Annotated in this window: 26 protein-coding genes and 2 tRNA genes; 1 reads left to right on the top strand and 27 read right to left on the bottom strand. The window is 34.5% G+C overall.

Going from position 1 to position 15,983, the window contains the following annotated elements; translation table 11 throughout:
* Positions 1 to 31: 31 nt before the first annotated feature.
* From OOK97_RS04355 to carA, 26 genes are all read right to left on the bottom strand, one after another.
* Positions 32 to 673: an adenylate kinase family protein gene (locus tag OOK97_RS04355; protein WP_182366930.1), complete on the bottom strand. Its 642-nt coding sequence runs from the start codon at positions 671 to 673 to the stop codon at positions 32 to 34.
* Complete coding sequence (gene secY, locus OOK97_RS04350) at positions 670 to 1,998, bottom strand: preprotein translocase subunit SecY (RefSeq protein ID WP_264704992.1); 1,329 nt, start codon at positions 1,996 to 1,998, stop codon at positions 670 to 672. The genes OOK97_RS04355 and secY overlap by 4 nt, the downstream gene beginning before the upstream one ends.
* A gap of 3 nt (positions 1,999 to 2,001) precedes the next feature.
* Positions 2,002 to 2,472 (bottom strand): 50S ribosomal protein L15, encoded by a 471-nt coding sequence (gene rplO / locus OOK97_RS04345; protein WP_213862995.1) that lies wholly within the window; start codon positions 2,470 to 2,472, stop codon positions 2,002 to 2,004.
* A 3-nt stretch (positions 2,473 to 2,475) separates the two neighbouring features.
* Positions 2,476 to 2,988 (bottom strand): 30S ribosomal protein S5, encoded by a 513-nt coding sequence (gene rpsE / locus OOK97_RS04340; RefSeq protein ID WP_010962748.1) that lies wholly within the window; start codon positions 2,986 to 2,988, stop codon positions 2,476 to 2,478.
* Positions 2,989 to 3,000: 12 nt separating this feature from the next.
* Positions 3,001 to 3,372 (bottom strand): 50S ribosomal protein L18, encoded by a 372-nt coding sequence (gene rplR / locus OOK97_RS04335; protein WP_006279867.1) that lies wholly within the window; start codon positions 3,370 to 3,372, stop codon positions 3,001 to 3,003.
* A gap of 5 nt (positions 3,373 to 3,377) precedes the next feature.
* Positions 3,378 to 3,923: a 50S ribosomal protein L6 gene (rplF, locus tag OOK97_RS04330; protein ID WP_007551152.1), complete on the bottom strand. Its 546-nt coding sequence runs from the start codon at positions 3,921 to 3,923 to the stop codon at positions 3,378 to 3,380.
* Positions 3,924 to 3,939: 16 nt separating this feature from the next.
* Positions 3,940 to 4,335 carry a 30S ribosomal protein S8 gene (rpsH, locus tag OOK97_RS04325; protein WP_007551150.1) on the bottom strand — a complete coding sequence of 132 codons (396 nt, stop codon included), beginning with the start codon at positions 4,333 to 4,335 and terminating at the stop codon, positions 3,940 to 3,942.
* Positions 4,336 to 4,356: 21 nt separating this feature from the next.
* On the bottom strand, positions 4,357 to 4,665 hold the full coding sequence (gene rpsN / locus OOK97_RS04320; protein WP_006279345.1) for a 30S ribosomal protein S14: 309 nt from the start codon (positions 4,663 to 4,665) through the stop codon (positions 4,357 to 4,359).
* Positions 4,666 to 4,681: 16 nt separating this feature from the next.
* Positions 4,682 to 5,215, bottom strand: a complete 534-nt coding sequence (gene rplE, locus OOK97_RS04315) for a 50S ribosomal protein L5 (RefSeq protein WP_010962750.1) — start codon at positions 5,213 to 5,215, stop codon at positions 4,682 to 4,684.
* Between the two features lie 6 nt (positions 5,216 to 5,221).
* A complete protein-coding gene (gene rplX, locus OOK97_RS04310; RefSeq protein WP_006279347.1) occupies positions 5,222 to 5,539 on the bottom strand; it encodes a 50S ribosomal protein L24 in 318 nt (105 codons plus the stop codon).
* The gene (gene rplN, locus OOK97_RS04305) at positions 5,539 to 5,898 is read right to left on the bottom strand and encodes a 50S ribosomal protein L14 (RefSeq protein ID WP_006279348.1); all 360 of its coding nucleotides are present in this window, start codon (positions 5,896 to 5,898) and stop codon (positions 5,539 to 5,541) included. Before rplN ends, rplX begins: the two co-directional genes overlap by 1 nt.
* A gap of 13 nt (positions 5,899 to 5,911) precedes the next feature.
* Complete coding sequence (gene rpsQ / locus OOK97_RS04300; RefSeq protein WP_007549925.1) at positions 5,912 to 6,148, bottom strand: 30S ribosomal protein S17; 237 nt, start codon at positions 6,146 to 6,148, stop codon at positions 5,912 to 5,914.
* Complete coding sequence (gene rpmC / locus OOK97_RS04295; RefSeq protein ID WP_006279350.1) at positions 6,141 to 6,344, bottom strand: 50S ribosomal protein L29; 204 nt, start codon at positions 6,342 to 6,344, stop codon at positions 6,141 to 6,143. The genes rpsQ and rpmC overlap by 8 nt, the downstream gene beginning before the upstream one ends.
* An 11-nt stretch (positions 6,345 to 6,355) precedes the next feature.
* The gene (gene rplP, locus OOK97_RS04290) at positions 6,356 to 6,769 is read right to left on the bottom strand and encodes a 50S ribosomal protein L16 (protein ID WP_010962752.1); all 414 of its coding nucleotides are present in this window, start codon (positions 6,767 to 6,769) and stop codon (positions 6,356 to 6,358) included.
* 14 nt (positions 6,770 to 6,783) lie between these two features.
* On the bottom strand, positions 6,784 to 7,398 hold the full coding sequence (rpsC, locus tag OOK97_RS04285) for a 30S ribosomal protein S3 (RefSeq protein ID WP_264704989.1): 615 nt from the start codon (positions 7,396 to 7,398) through the stop codon (positions 6,784 to 6,786).
* A 39-nt stretch (positions 7,399 to 7,437) separates the two neighbouring features.
* Positions 7,438 to 7,785: a 50S ribosomal protein L22 gene (rplV, locus tag OOK97_RS04280; RefSeq protein WP_264704988.1), complete on the bottom strand. Its 348-nt coding sequence runs from the start codon at positions 7,783 to 7,785 to the stop codon at positions 7,438 to 7,440.
* Positions 7,786 to 7,790: 5 nt separating this feature from the next.
* Positions 7,791 to 8,075, bottom strand: coding sequence for a 30S ribosomal protein S19 (rpsS, locus tag OOK97_RS04275; RefSeq protein WP_006279181.1), 285 nt, complete (start codon positions 8,073 to 8,075; stop codon positions 7,791 to 7,793).
* Positions 8,076 to 8,078: 3 nt separating this feature from the next.
* Positions 8,079 to 8,903 (bottom strand): 50S ribosomal protein L2, encoded by an 825-nt coding sequence (gene rplB / locus OOK97_RS04270; RefSeq protein ID WP_015589143.1) that lies wholly within the window; start codon positions 8,901 to 8,903, stop codon positions 8,079 to 8,081.
* A gap of 1 nt (position 8,904) precedes the next feature.
* Positions 8,905 to 9,192: a 50S ribosomal protein L23 gene (locus OOK97_RS04265; RefSeq protein ID WP_015589144.1), complete on the bottom strand. Its 288-nt coding sequence runs from the start codon at positions 9,190 to 9,192 to the stop codon at positions 8,905 to 8,907.
* Positions 9,189 to 9,803, bottom strand: coding sequence for a 50S ribosomal protein L4 (rplD, locus tag OOK97_RS04260; RefSeq protein ID WP_264704987.1), 615 nt, complete (start codon positions 9,801 to 9,803; stop codon positions 9,189 to 9,191). Before rplD ends, OOK97_RS04265 begins: the two co-directional genes overlap by 4 nt.
* A 2-nt stretch (positions 9,804 to 9,805) precedes the next feature.
* On the bottom strand, positions 9,806 to 10,528 hold the full coding sequence (rplC, locus tag OOK97_RS04255; RefSeq protein WP_264704985.1) for a 50S ribosomal protein L3: 723 nt from the start codon (positions 10,526 to 10,528) through the stop codon (positions 9,806 to 9,808).
* Positions 10,529 to 10,537: 9 nt separating this feature from the next.
* Positions 10,538 to 10,858 carry a 30S ribosomal protein S10 gene (rpsJ, locus tag OOK97_RS04250; protein ID WP_012673184.1) on the bottom strand — a complete coding sequence of 107 codons (321 nt, stop codon included), beginning with the start codon at positions 10,856 to 10,858 and terminating at the stop codon, positions 10,538 to 10,540.
* A gap of 14 nt (positions 10,859 to 10,872) precedes the next feature.
* Complete coding sequence (gene tuf / locus OOK97_RS04245; RefSeq protein ID WP_264704984.1) at positions 10,873 to 12,045, bottom strand: elongation factor Tu; 1,173 nt, start codon at positions 12,043 to 12,045, stop codon at positions 10,873 to 10,875.
* A 78-nt stretch (positions 12,046 to 12,123) separates the two neighbouring features.
* Positions 12,124 to 12,194, bottom strand: a tRNA-Gly gene (locus OOK97_RS04240).
* 4 nt (positions 12,195 to 12,198) lie between these two features.
* Positions 12,199 to 12,281 (bottom strand) — tRNA-Tyr (locus OOK97_RS04235).
* Between the two features lie 115 nt (positions 12,282 to 12,396).
* A complete protein-coding gene (carA, locus tag OOK97_RS04230; RefSeq protein WP_264704983.1) occupies positions 12,397 to 13,488 on the bottom strand; it encodes a glutamine-hydrolyzing carbamoyl-phosphate synthase small subunit in 1,092 nt (363 codons plus the stop codon).
* Between the two features lie 201 nt (positions 13,489 to 13,689).
* Between carA and OOK97_RS04225 the strand changes: the two genes are divergently transcribed.
* A complete protein-coding gene (locus OOK97_RS04225) occupies positions 13,690 to 14,175 on the top strand; it encodes a hypothetical protein (protein WP_264704982.1) in 486 nt (161 codons plus the stop codon).
* Positions 14,176 to 14,626: 451 nt separating this feature from the next.
* On the opposite strand, the gene OOK97_RS04220 is transcribed toward OOK97_RS04225, so the two are convergent.
* A complete protein-coding gene (locus OOK97_RS04220) occupies positions 14,627 to 15,979 on the bottom strand; it encodes a hypothetical protein (protein ID WP_264704981.1) in 1,353 nt (450 codons plus the stop codon).
* Positions 15,980 to 15,983 lie beyond the last annotated feature (4 nt).

The following is a 15,983-nucleotide window of genomic DNA, read 5'->3' as shown; positions in this document are numbered from 1 at the left end:
CTCTTAATTTATACCATAAAACAACTCAGAGTCAAACCAAATTACAAGAAATTTTACTTTCAATCTCTTGCGTTACCTCATCAACACTCAAATTAGCGTCAATTGTTAATAATTTGCCTTTATAATACTCGCGTAAACCTTTCATTTGAAGGTGATATTCACTTATTCTCTTATTAATTGCAGACATATCAGCATCATCAATTCTTTTCTCTAACCTCGTACTTTTACATTTAGCACAAGTAGTACTCTTAAAAGAAGATACACTATATATGCTTTTACAGTCCAAACACGCAAGACGATTTTTTAACCTATCGATTGCAATATTATCGTCAAGCTGCAGCTCAACTACAATGTCAACATCCCTATTATATTTTTCTTGCAAAACTTGAGTCAAAAAATGAGCCTGGTTTAAATTTCTCGGAAAACCATCTAATAAGCAATTATCATCCACTAATGCAAGCTGGTCACGTAATAATCCACATATAATTTCATCTTGAATTAAATTACCAGATTCCACGGTACCCTTTATTTTTTTACCTAACTCATTACTGCTAGATATAATATTCCTTAATAAATCCCCTACTGAAATTAATTTTAAATTATATTTTGCTATTAACAAGCTTGACTGAGTACCTTTACCAGAACCTGGAGGACCAAAAATCGTAATGATCATCTTACTTTCCTCGTTTTAGACTCATATTTCTTTATCCAGTTGTCGTACCTATTTGAAAAAATATAAGATTGTATTTGCATAATAGTATCAGTAATAACGTTCACTATAATCAGTAAGCTCGTCCCACCAAAAATAAATGGTATATCATAATAATATCTCATAACTTCAGGTACAGTACATATGACTACCAAATACGCAGAGCCAATGAATGTTAACTTAAAAACTATATCTTGAAGGTAATCAGAAGTATGTTTCCCAGGCCTTCTACCAGGTATAAAACCACCATTTTTTTTAAGAAAATCTGCGTTTTCCTCTGGATTAAATATAAAATTGGTATAGAAAAAATTAAAAAATACTATCAGCACCAAATAGGCTACAATATATACTACTTTATTTGCCATAAAGTAATTCAAAATAAAATCAGAAAAAGCGTGCCCCTTATAGAAATTTGCAATTGAAATAGGTGTCAATAAAATTGCATTAGCAAAAATGGTTGGTACTACACCAGATAAATTAATCTTCAATGGAATATAAGTAAAATCGTCATTATGTAATCTTTTAAATTGCTTTTTAGGATGTTGAACAATAACCTTTCTATAAGAAGACTCTACAAAAATAACTAAGAGTAGCAGCAAAAAAAACAATACCAAAACAAAAAGGATAATAAATAACGATACGCTACCGTTTTTATTTAACGTTAACAAAGATGACAAAGCGCTGTGTAACTCTGATATTATACCCGTGAAAATGATTAATGAGATACCATTGCCTATACCGCTAGCGTTGATTCGTTCACCAAGCCATATTAAAAGCATAGTTCCACCTAAAAGGCTGAAAACACCTATTGTACGAAACATAACACCAGGTTCGATTACAACCAATATCCCTTCCCTATTCATCCCTTCCAATCCAACCAAAATTGGAATTGATTGAAATACACAAATTACTATGGTCAGATAGCGTATATAAGAATTCATCTTTCTACGGCCTGACTCTCCATCATTCTTAACTTCCTTCATTCCTTTAATCGCAGAAGAAAGTAACTGAATAATGATAGAAGCCATTATATATGGCATAACGTTCAATGCTAGAATTGTCATTCTAGCCAATGCACCACCAGAAAATAAATTAAATACTCCAAAAACGCCTGAGCCATCTTTGGGAAATATATCATTAATTACATCAAGATTAATTCCAGGAATAGGCACATAAGTACCCAAGCGATAGCAAATTAAAGCTATTAGCGTAAAAAATATACGCTTTAATAAATCGCCTTTATATAACAACGTAGGATCCAAGCTATTAAATGCTGATTTATTGCCCATGACTTACGATAGTATTTCCACACTACCACCAACTGAAGCTACAGATTTTTTTGCAGCTTCTGACGCAAAATCAACATGAAACACAAATTTTTCGCTCAACTTACCTTTATTAAGAAGTTTAATTTTACCCTTAATAGACTTTATAAAACCTAATTTATACAGCCTCTCCTTATCTATAACAGAGTCTTTCACTATTTTTTTAGCTTCCATTAAGCGCTGTATATCGCCAACATTAATTATAGAGTATATGCTCCTACGTATAGGCTTAAAACCTCTTTTAGGCAAACGAGTATATATAGACTGTTGTCCACCCTCAAAACCATTTATAGAAACTCCACTTCTAGCCTTCTGCCCTTTATGCCCTCTACCGGATGTTTTACCTTTACCACAACCGATACCTCTACCCAGCAACTTAGGCTTCTTTTTCTTAGATAATTTAGTAAATATAGAGTTTAATTTTACAGCATTATTCATACTTTACCTGTTTCCAACTATCTCGCTAATCTTTTTGCCTCTTTTGCTTGCTACCTGACGAGGAGATAACATACTATCAAAAGCCTTAAACACCGCACATATAACGTTATGAGGATTATTTGATCTAGTGGATTTAGCTACCACATCCTTTATACCTAACACCTCAAAAACTGATCTAATCGCTCCACCAGCAATAATACCTGTTCCGGCTCTTGCGGTTCTTAAAACTATCTCACCAGAACAAAATTTAGCTTTAATATCATGATGCAAAGTTCTACCTTCACGCAAGTACACTCTAATCATTGATTTCTTTGCAGCATTTACAGCTTTGACTCTTGCTTCAGCAACTTCTGCGTGCTTACCTATTCCACACCCTACCCTACCCTTCTCATCGCCAACAACAACCAAAATTGAAAATGAAAATCTTCTACCACCTTTGGTAACCGTTGTCACTCTTCGTACCGAAACTAAAAGCTCTGATAAATCATTATTATTTTGTAAATTCTTTATAGCCATATTCAAAACCTTCTAAAATTCAAATCCAGAACTTCTTAAAGCCTCAGCAAATTGAGAAACTAATCCTGTGTATTTATACGCTCCACGATCAAACGTAAGCTGCTGCTCTAATTTCATGCCAGACAGACGCTCAACCATTAAAGAAGAAACCTGTTTTATAGTTTCAGCGTTGACTTTCCCTTTACATACATCCTTAATTTTAGCATCCAAAGTAGAAGCTGAAGTGAGAGTTATTCCTTTTACATCATTAATTAACTGGACATAAAAATGCCTATTAGATTTAAATATGGATATACGTAAACGTTCAGCGCTCTTGTCAAGCTTCGCTCTATTACGTAACTTCCTTTTTTCAGAATTACTTAAAAAATTATACGATCTTTTCATTTTTATTACTTCTTTTTACTTACAACCTTACGCAGCATAAATTTGCCTTTTATTACAACACCCTTACCTTTATAAGGATCATATTTTCTAATTTTGCATATATCAGACGCCACCATATAGACCTTCTGCTTATCCATACCACTAACTACTAAGTGAGTTGGCTTTATGCACTTAATCTCAACATCTTTAGGCACTTTATATTTAACATTATGGCTATAACCAAGATACAAAGTCAAATACTTACCATCACACTCTGCCTTATATCCCACACCGTTAATCTCAAGATTAACAGAAAAACCATCAACCATGCCGTTAATGATATTATTAATATTACTCCTATAAGTGCCCCACATAGGCTTTATTTTATCATAATTATCTTTATCTTGATCAACAGAAAGCAATAGCTGATTATCAATAATTTGACACACAACATCCCTGATCAAGCTAACTTCCTTTTCAGCCTTAGCACTCTTTATTAACATACTACCATTATTATATTCAACTGAAACACCAGCAGGAATATTGATAGGAGCAGCACCTATACGAGACATGAATTTCTCCTATTATTTAAAACACACGACACAAAACTTCTCCACCAACCTTTAACTTATGTGCATTATAATCAGTCATCACTCCTTTGGGTGTCGATATAATAAAAATACCAAGACCATTATATGCTTTAGAAATGTCCTTATACTTAGAATAACGACGACAACCAGGCTTTGACACCCTAACTATGTCACTAATTACAGGTGACTTCTCATAATACTTCAATTTTACAATGAAAGAAGGTAAATTATCTACAACTTGCTTTTCATAATCAAGGATATACCCTTCCTCTTTTAAAATCTCCAATATAGAAGAATTCATCTTAGAAAATAGTACCCTTGTTGCCCTATGCATTGCCAATTGAGCATTACGTATCCTTGTTAAAAAATCACCAATACTATCAGATAACGCCACAATATACTCCTTATATTATATTTACCAACTAGACTTTGTAACTCCTGGAATTTGCCCAAAAGAACATAAATCACGCAAAACAATTCTACATAAACCAAATTTTCTATATACTCCTCTTGGTCTCCCAGTTAAAGCACACCTATTTCTAATTTTGGTTTTAGAAGAATTTCTAGGCAATTTTTTAATTAATTTATTTTGAGCTGTAAACCTTTCTACAATAGACAAATTCTTATTATTTATTATAGATTTCAATTTTTCTCTTTTTTCTTTATATTGATCGCACAACTTTATTCTGCGAAGATTTCTTTCTATCATAGATTTTTTTGCCATATATTTCTCCTCTCAATTAATCAAAAAAAGGAAATTTAAGAGCCAGTAATAATTCCTTTGCTTCCTTATCACTAACTGCACTTGTTATAATATTAATATCCATACCTCTAATTTTACTTATTTTATCATAGTCTATTTCTAAAAACGAGATATGTTCCTTTATACCAAAGGAAAAATTACCATTACCGTCAAATTGCTTCACACTAAATCCTCTAAAATCTTTTTCCCTTGGCAAAGCAATATATATCAATCTTTCTAAAAACTCATACATTTTATCTCTACGCAAAGTTACTTTGCAACCTACTGTAGCACCTTTTCTGATCTTGAAGCCAGAAATAGATTTTTTTGCAAAAGTTGATAAAGGCTTCTGCCCAGCAATCAAATATAGGCTATCAAGTGGTTCATTTATTGCTTTACTATCTGTAGCAGCATCTCCAACGCCCATATTGATACACACCTTGACAAGTTTAGGCACTTGCATTATATTGCCGTAATTAAACTTATCCTTCAAGGACTTTACTATGCTATCTTTATACAATTCTTTAAACATATCAACCTAATCTATCACTTCTCCAGAAACTTTTGCAAAACGCACTTTTCTACCGTCTATAACCTTAAACCCCACTCTAGTTGGAGTTTTATATTTAGGGTCCAATGTTGCAACGTTGGATATATCAATAGCTAACTCTTTATTTAATATACCACCACTACTACCAGCTTTTGGTTTAGTATGTCTCTTATGCACATTCACTCCAGAAACAATTACTTTCTTTTTAGCATCACGTGCTATAACTTTGATTACCTTACCAATTTTTCCCTTATCTTTACCAGTTAAAACTATAACGTCGTCACCACTTTTTATTTTAGCACTCATTATAAAACCTCAACAGCTAATGACATTATCTTCATAAAAGAACCAGATGATAACTTTTTTACCGGACCAAACACCCGAGTGCCAAGTGGTTCACCTTGATCGTTAATCAAAACTACAGCATTGCTAGAAAAACGAATTACAGAACCATCAGATTTTCTAATAGGGCTTTTCACCCTCACCACAACTGCTCTATATACTTTTCCCTTCTCAACTTTCCCTCTTGGAGTAATAGATTTAGTAGATACAATAACTGTGTCACCTATAGATGCAGACTTTCTACCACCCAATAAACCAATACAAAGCACTGCACGCGCGCCAGAATTATCAGCTACTTCCAACAATGTATTTTTTTGAATCATATAAATATCCTATTCAATGTGAGCTATTAACAATAACCCATTTTTTAGTAGTAGAAATAGGCTTGTGTTCTTGTATTAAAACCTTGTCCCCTTCTTTACAACTATTATTCTCATCATGTGCTGTATACTTCTTGTATTTTTTTATAACCTTTTTATACAGCTCATCCTTATACACTTGTAATACCGAAACCTTTACAGTCTTATCACACTTAGCCTTAGTTACAGTACCACAAAAAACCTTTTTAGGCATTCTTTTCCTCTCTTCTTCTTTTATTTAATGTAGTTAAAATACGAGCTATGCTCTTTCTTATTAAGCTAAAACGCGAAATATTGTTGCACTGGCCCAGCTTCTTTTGAAAAACCAAATTAACAAACTCTTTTCTCAAATTCACAAGAATTTCATGCAATTCTTGCGAGGACCTCGATTCAATGTCAGCTATATCCATTGCAACTCCATTTAATTATGATTAGATACAAATTTACACTTCATAGGAAGCTTAGCAGTTGCCTTTTCAAGCGCCAATCTTGCTAAATGCATGGGAACATCACTGCTAATTTCAAACAACATTCTACCGGGCTTAGCTTTAAATACCCAAAACTCAACACTACCTTTCCCTTTACCCATACGCACATCCGCCGGCTTTTTACTAACAGGGGTATCAGGAAAAATTCTTATCCACACTTTACCAGAGCGTTTTAATGTTCTAGATATTACACGCCTTGCAGTTTCAATATGCTTAGATTGAATCCTACCTGCTTCCATAGCCTTTAGACCATAATCTCCAAAAGATAATGTGCTACCACCTTTCGTGTTACCCTTAATTCGTCCTTTAAATACTTTTTTATATTTACTTTTTTTAGGAATAAACATTTCAATATACCTAATTAGTTACCAATATAAACCCAGACCTTAACTCCTATGATGCCATATATAGTTTTTGCTTCAGCAAAAGCATAATCTATATTAGCACGTAAAGTGTGTAAAGGCAAACGACCTTCTTTATACCATTCAGTACGAGCTATCTCAGCTCCGCCAAGGCGCCCAGAACAACTTACTTTAATACCTCTAGCACCCATCCTCAAACAACTTTGAATAGCTTTTTTCATCGCTCTTCTAAATGAAACCCTTTTTTCTAACTGCTGTGCGATGCTGTTTGATATTAAAGTTGCATCTATTTCAGACCTTTTAACCCCTACTACATTCACTTCCACATTATTTTTTACTTTTTCAGCTATTTTTTGCTTTATCTTCTCAATATCTGAGCCTTTCTTACCTATTATCACTCCAGGCTTAGAAGAATGTATTATTACAGACACCAAATCGATCGTACGCTCTATAATTACTTTAGAAACACCAGCATGCTTAAAAGATTCATTTATATAACTGCGAATAGATAAATCTTGATGCAACCCTTGTTTATAACCCTTCTCAGCATACCAAACAGATAACCAGGTATTAATTATTTTTAACCTAAATCCTTTAGGATTAACGTTTCCCATATTTTTGCACTTTCCTTATTAATTTTCTATTTTTATGAATCATATAATTTCCCCCAATTTTACAGTTATATTACTATAACGTTTACTAACTCTATTAGCTTTACCCATAGCTTTTGGACATACCCTACGCAAAGTAAGAGACTTACCTATTAAAATTTCTTTTATATATAAATTATCGATATCCAATCCATAATTTTGAGCATTAGCAATCGCAGAATTTAATACCTTCCTTATAAGACCTGCAGCTTTCTTTTCACAAAATCTTAATTGCACAGTGGCAAAAGAAACTTTTTTATTACGTACTAAACCAGCAACCAAATTCAATTTACGAGGAGTTGATTTTAAAACCCTAGAACCAGCTTTAACTATTACATCTCTGTTTTTCATATCAATTACCTTCTTGTCGCCTTTTTATCACCACTATGCCCAGTAAATTTACGAGTGGGTGAAAACTCACCAAACTTATGACCTATCATATTCTGATCATTAACATTCACAGGAATGTAATCCTTACCATTATAAACAGCAAACTTTAAACCTAAACAATTAGGAAGAATTACAGAAGCCCTGGAATGAACTTTTATAGCCATGTTAACAAACCCCTTGTTTAAAGCATTATTCACCGACTTTAATATAGAAGGATGGCAAAAAGGAGGCTTCCACGCAGATCTACTCATAAATTAACCTTTCAATTGTTTTATATACTTATCACTAGATTTATTTCTCCTCCGAGTTTTCTTTCCTTTTGTTGCAACACCCCAAGGAGTAACAGGATGACGACCACCAGAGGTTTTTCCTTCCCCGCCTCCATGAGGATGGTCAACCGGATTCATTGCAACTCCACGTACAGTAGGTCTAATCCCAAGCCACCTACTTCTCCCAGCTTTACCCAACTTTCTATTCTTATGGTCAGGGTTAGATACTACACCAATAGTAGCCTTGCAAGAAGATAAAATCAACCTAATTTGACCAGACCTGAGTCGTAATAAAACATATTGGCCATCACGACCAACGATTTGTGCATAACAACCAGCAGCTCTAGCAATCGCAGCACCATTACCTGGCTTCAGCTCAACATTATGAACGAAAGAACCAACAGGTATATGCTTGAGTAGCAAACAATTCCCTGGCAAAATATCAGCATCATTCCCAGCTGTAACAACATCACCTGGCTTCATACCTTGAGGAGCTAATATATAAGACTTAATATCATCTTCCTTATATGATATTAACGCCAAAAACCCACTTCTATTTGGGTCATACTCTATTTTTTCAACTATACCTTGACCACTTCTATTACGCTTAAAATCTATCACTCTATACTTCTTTTTGTGACCACCACCCCTATGACGAGTTGTAATTCTACCATGATTATTTCTTCCACCACTGGACTTTTTACCAGATGTAAGAGACTTTTCTGGCTCATCTTTTGATAAACCAACTTTACTTACTAACACAGTCCCACGAGAAGACGGAGTAACAGGATTAAAAAATTTCATACCCATATTAAACGCTCATTATATCTAATTTTTGACCATCCATCAAAGAAAAATAAACTTTCTTTTTCTGTTTTTCACAACCAATCACACCCCTAAAACGCCTATATTTAGGCTTAATTCTAACAACATTTATAGAAGAAATTTTAACATCAAATAGAGACTCTATTGCCAACTTTATTTGACGCTTATTTACATTTACAAAAACATACAAAGAATATTTATTAAACTTCTCCCTCAAAAAAGAGGCCTTTTCTGTAATTATAGGAGATTTTATTATATTATTATATTTGATCATAACAATCTACCTTCAAGATGCTTTAAAGTATCCTTTGTCAACATCACGCATTCGTGATTCAATATATCAAAAACATTTAACCCAATAGGTTTGATTAAGTCTACATAGTGCAAGTTTTTAGCCGCACGCAACAAATCATCTCCATAATCACCAACTATCAAAAAGGAAGAAAATTTAAAATTTTTAATACATTTACACATTTCAGACGTTTTCTTCACATCAATATTTAAATTATCCAGAACAATTACTTGATTATTTAAATACTTTAGAGATAAAGCAATTTTTAAACCAAATTTGCGTACCTTCTTATTAAGAGAATAAGTATGACTCCTCACAACAGGGCCGAAAATAATCCCACCACCTCTAAATTGAGGAGATCGCAAGCTCCCTTGTCTTGCCCTACCGGTACGTTTTTGACCATAAGGTTTAGCTGTTGTACCAGAGACATCACTGACACCTTTTGTTTTATGAGTACCAGCTCTTCTCTTCGCTAATTGCCATCTCACTATATCATGCAAAATACTCAATTTTTGCTTAGCAGAAAATATCAAAGGATTGAGCTGAGCAGTACCTACATTATTATTAGATAGATTAACTAAATTACATTCCATAACTAACTTACCAAATTACTAGCATCATCATTTACATCTAACAGTAAACCTGCCGGAAAAGGAACATCTTTATGTAAAGATTTTTTAACTGCATCTCTTACAAAAACATAGGAATTTTTAAACCCAGGAACATTATTACCCTTCACAGCAATTATACTATTTTCATGATCAATGGATAATATCTTCATATTTTGTGCAGTTATCCTGCTGTTACCTAAATGACCAGCCATTTTCTTTCCTTTGAATACTCTACCAGGATCCTGACATTGGCCAGTGGAACCTTGTGATCTGTGAGCAATAGAAACACCATGAGATGCCCTAAGCCCACTGAAATTATGCCGCTTCATCACACCAGCAAATCCTTTACCTATAGAATAACCCGTAATATCAAGATATTGACCAACCACAAAATGATTGATTCCCACTTTTTTACCACATTCTATTCCCGACAGGTCATTTAATCTACTTTCGTATAACTTACATTTATTATTTATACCCTTTTTCTTTAAATATTCCAACTGAGGTTTTGCTATATTTTTAAAATCTCCTGTGCCTAAAATGACTGAATTATAGCCACATTTATCTTGTCCTTTTATATCAATAATATAAGTTTCGCTGAGATGCAATAAAGTTACAGCCATGCGACTATTGTCAGAATACATAGCAGTATGACCAATATTCATCATTAGTAAACCAATTCTCCTCAGCGAATTTATTCTCTTCATTTCCTTCTCCTAAACCTTAACTTCCTTGACTTTTAAATCCACTTCTACGCCAGCAGAAAAAGATAAACCTGTAAGCATCTGCATCATAGTAGGAGTAAGATCATGTAAAACAATCAAACGCCTAGAAGTTCTCATTTCAAACTGTTCACGAGATTTTTTATCAACGTGAGGAGATCTATTAACAATAAATTTAGAATCTTTTCTTGGTAACGCAATCGGACCAGATAATTTTGCACTGGACCGCTTTAATTCATCAACAAATTTTCGAACACACTCTTCCAACAAAGAACAATCGAAAGCCTTAATGTTAATATATATATCTTGCTTCATCTTAGTTACTACACTCACTCAAAAATTTCAGAAACAACACCAGAACCAACAGTTCTACCGCCTTCTCTTATCGCAAAACGCAATCCCTTATCCATTGCTATCGGTACTTGCAATTCTACTTCCACACTCACATTATCTCCTGGCATTACCATCTCCTTCCCATCTAGCAATTTTATGCTCCCAGTTACATCTGTTGTCCTTAAATAAAACTGTGGCTGGTAATTCGCAAAAAATGGTGTATGCCTTCCTCCTTCCTCTTTCTTTAATATATAAACCTCCGCCTTAAACTTTCTATGCGGTGTTATCGTCCCCGGTTTTGCTAATACTTGCCCTCTCTCCACCTCTTCTCTTTTTGTTCCTCTCAGCAATATTCCTACATTGAGCCCTGCACTTCCCTTATCCAGTAACTTCTTAAACATTTCCACACCTGTGCATATCGTCTTTTGCGTCGCTTTCAGACCTATTATCTCTATCTCATCTCCTGTCTTTACCTCCCCCTTCTCTATTCTTCCTGTTACTACCGTTCCTCGCCCCGATATCGAAAATACATCCTCGATTGGCAATAAAAATGGTAAATCCACAGGCCTTGGTGGAACTGCCACATATTCATCTAATTTTTCCATCAATTTGTCTATTGATTTCTTTCCATATTCGCTGCTGTCATCCTCCAGCGCCTTGAGTGCTGAACCAACCACAACAGGCACTTCATCCCCTGGAAATCCGTATTTACTCAGTAATTCCCTCACTTCCATTTCTACTAAATCTATCATATCAGCATCAGCAACATCAGCTTTATTTATATACACCACGATATATCCAACACCCACCTGCTTCGCCAGCAATATATGCTCTCTCGTTTGTGGCATTGGCCCATCAACCCCCGACACTACCAATATCGCCGCATCCATCTGTGCTGCACCTACTATCATGTTCTTTACATAGTCAGCGTGTCCAGGACAATCAACGTGTGCATAATGCCTTTTTTCCGTCTGATACTCAACATGCGCTGTTGCTATCGTTATCCCCCTCTTCCTTTCTTCTGGCGCTTTATCTATCTGATCGTACGCTACAAAATTTCCATAATGCTTCGTTATCGCCGCTGTCAACGTTGTCTTCCCATGATCCACATGTCCTATTGTTCCCACATTTACATGCGGCTTTCCAAATGCTTCCACTACTGCTGTCATAATTTAAACTTTTCTACCTAAAATACAAATACATCAATAAATAATATGTTGATTTTATAAAAATACAACAAAAAAAAGAGCGGATAGTGGGAATCGAACCCACGTCACTAGCTTGGAAGGCTAGAGCTCTACCATTGAGCTATACCCGCACAATGGAGGAGGTAGGATTTGAACCTACGTACGCTCACGCGGACAGATTTACAGTCTGTTACCTTTAACCACTCGGTCACTCCTCCACAAAAATTTGTTAAGAGAACGCTATTTTAGTACCTTAACTTAAGCTTTTATTGTATTTAAATACTAAACACCTAAAATTAAAAAATCAAGCAATAAAACCTACCTTGATTAAAATCATGCAGATTTCATTTTATATAACACAATATTATCAATAAAATGCTTAAATAGATAATGCGAATCATGCGTACCTGGCGCTTCTTCTGGATGGTATTGCACAGAAAAGACTGGGTAATCCTTCATCATTATTCCCTCTACACTATTATCAAATAGAGAAATGTGAGTAATTTCAACATTACTTGGAAGAGAAGCTGAATCAACAACAAAACCATGATTTTGGCTAGTGATCTCAACTTTTCCACTACTTACATCATAAACTGGATGGTTACTCCCTCGGTGACCAATATCCATCTTAATGGTCTTTGCCCCCAAAGTAACCGCAAGTAATTGATGGCCCATACATATGCCAAAAATTGGTATTTTAGATTTTATAATAATGTCTATTTCTGAAACTACACTTTCTCCTATTTCTTGCGGATCACCAGGACCATTTGAAAGCACTATACCATCTGGATTCATACTCAACACTTTTTGAGCAAAACCTGTGCTTGGTCTGATTAATTCAACTGTACAACCAAGTTCTATTAAGCGTGAAACTATACTGATTTTTACGCCAAAATCAACGATTACAACCCTATATTTTGCATTAAGGTCTCTTTTAAAATTACTATGCAAGCTAACTTTATTGGTTATTTCTATCCCATTTACAGATTTGTATTCCTTCAATTTGTCTAACGCATGCGCCTTACTCGATGAGCATATCATTCCATTTTGAGATCCATGTTTTCTCAAATGTCTCGTTAAAGCTCTAGTATCAATTCCTGATATCCCAATCACGTTATTTTTCTCTAACCAATCATTTAAACTGATATATGAAGAAGGGTGGGACATAGAAGAAAGTTCACGCATAACCACACCACTTGCAAAAATTTTCTCTCCTTCATTATCCTTATGGTTTATTCCAACGTTACCAATATGAGGAAAAGTGAACGTTATAATTTGATCGGCAAAAGAAGGATCAGTTATAGTATGCTGATAACCGGTCATACCAGTGGTAAAACAGACCTCACCTATGCATTTGCCTTTTTTACCTACTGATTTTCCCCAAAAGCACTTGCCATCTTGTAAAATTAAAACTGCGTCCTGCACTTCATTATCTATTTAACTGATTCAAAACAGTATACAAGAATTTCAAATAATACGTAACTCTTTCTAAAACTCCAAATTTAACCACGAGGCAGCGAAGAACAATATGAAAAAAATTTTTAATGTGCCCTTTCATAAAATATGTTGACTATCTCCGTATTTTATATTAGATACAACTTAGTATTAGAAAATAGAGGGGTTATTATGTTTACAAGTGAGATCCAACCTAAAAACAAGTTACTAATTGCAGGAGCTGGCTTACTATTCTTTGCGATGGTGTTGCCATCATTTTTTCTCTTAGCAAAAATAGCCATAGGATTAGCTATGATCGCAATTGCAACAATCGCGGTAAAAACTGCCTCAAAAACAATATCAAACATTCTTGAAGAGAAGGAAGCAGGTCAAAATCAGGCAGCACAACAAACAACACAAAGTAAAATTATAAAACTAGCTATTGGATTAACATCTATACTTGTAGGAGGATTATCACTATTCATTATAGCACAAACTGGCTTAATTGCAGCATGTGCAGCTATAACTGCTTTAGCTCTACACGAATATGTTAAAAATCAAGAAATAGGAAAAGAGATAAATGATAAATTCGATAAGGTAGCTGACGATACAATCAAGTTTATTGTTAGCAGTGTTGAAAAACTTATTCCAACAAAGCCGCCAGGCATAACAGCCTAAACTGTCTCCGTTCAGGGCATAAGTGTTACAAGTAGCATTATATAAAGCGATTAATGGCATCCTCCTAATAATAGAATAATTGTATCTGTTCAGGGGCATCGCAAATATTGAAGCAAAAGTGGTCAGTGCTTACTATACGAATATTGTGATTTGAATCCACTAGGGAGGATGTCATCCCAGTGCCCAGACACTGGGATCCAGGAATTTTGATTAGAGATTAAATTGGTGAGTATAAAAGTAGCTAATCCTACGTTAAAATACAACGTTTTTAATGGGACTGTGTAAAAGGGCTGGATTCCAGTGTCAAGCACTGGAATGACAGCTTTGTGTTTGAGGCAAAACCTGCTATAACATTTCTTCGCAAACAAATGTTCGTACAGTTATGTATCAGCTACTTTCATGACACCATTTGTTGTAAACTCACTTTTTCTTGATTTTTGGTTTATCTTGTCTACCTTCCTTGCTGCTTTCCGGACGGATGCTCTACAGTTATTTCCTCATCAATAGCTGAGCGAGGTGCACCGGAACCAGGTACAACAATATTTTCGTGCGATTGCGTACTCTTCTTTTCCTCACATGGTGTTTGCTTAATGAAATGTGCTGCTAAAACTTCATGTAAAGCTTTACCTTTTACAAGCACAGCCTCGTTTTGCTTAGCTAACTCTAAAATTTTCTTTGGTTCAACATTTTCACCATTAATAGTTGATTTTTTAATACTAACTTGACCTAAATTTATATTTAGAACAACAGTACAGTTAAGGTCTTTTCCAGATTCATCTTTTGCACCCCAACTAATTTCGATGTCACATATTGCAAATTCTGTAAAGGAGTAGTTCCTCTGTTGTTTCTCATTCTTCTCAATTGTTACTATTCTTTTATCATTACTATATATTTTTACTCTTTGTATCTCATTTTTAATTGTTTCCATCCTTTTAGTCTTTTCGCTAAAAAGACGACTAGTTTCTAAACTCTGTCCAGGTTTAGTAATGTTGATATTAAGATGGTCATAATGATTAAGAAGACGGTTTGCATATGGACATGGCACATAACACCCATCAAAGAAAGCAATTGCACTACCAGTTTTTAGAAATTCTTGTCCATCGCTCATTCCTTCACCAATTCGAATAAGATATCTACCCAACCTCTTTTTAAAATTTTCTTTTAACTCCTCCTGATCTTTAGAAGTAAGCTTCTTATCCAATATACCCATTATTTCTTTTCGCTTACTCAATACCACATAATTGAAAAGGAAAATATCATCCTCTCGATAATAATTCGCTATCTTGTCAAATGGATCTTCCGGCCAACCGTTATTATAATTTACGGAATCAGAAGAATCTTCACACTTATTATCCTTAAAATCAAAATTCAATCTTTCAAAATCTGATAATACTTTTTCTGGCCTATCTTCAAAAGACCGAAGTCCATCTTGAAGTTCTTTTCCATAACTCATTCCTTTGTCAATTTGAAGAACATATTGACCATATTTCTTTCTAAACTCCTCCTGTTCTTCGAGGAGAGGAAGATTCCTATCTAATATATCGATTATTTCTTTCCGCTTATTCAATATCACGTAATTAAAGAGGGAACTCTTCCCCTTCTTTTCATAATCGTCTGCTATTTTGTCAAAACACTTATTATCCTTAAACTCCAATTCCTCAAAATCTGAGAGCACACTTTGTACCTGAGTCTCATCGAATTGAAGATTTGCTTGAGGAGATAGAAGAGTCAACTTTTCTTCACTTTCCTTGGTACTCGAATTTTTGTACAAACCATTAAATAGATTTATAATACTAGAAAACATTTCA

This window comes from Wolbachia endosymbiont (group A) of Gymnosoma rotundatum, assembly GCF_947250765.1.
Taxonomy (GTDB): domain Bacteria; phylum Pseudomonadota; class Alphaproteobacteria; order Rickettsiales; family Anaplasmataceae; genus Wolbachia; species Wolbachia pipientis.
Note: the sequence above shows the minus strand (reverse complement) of the source record. Positions and strands in the feature narration are given on the sequence as shown.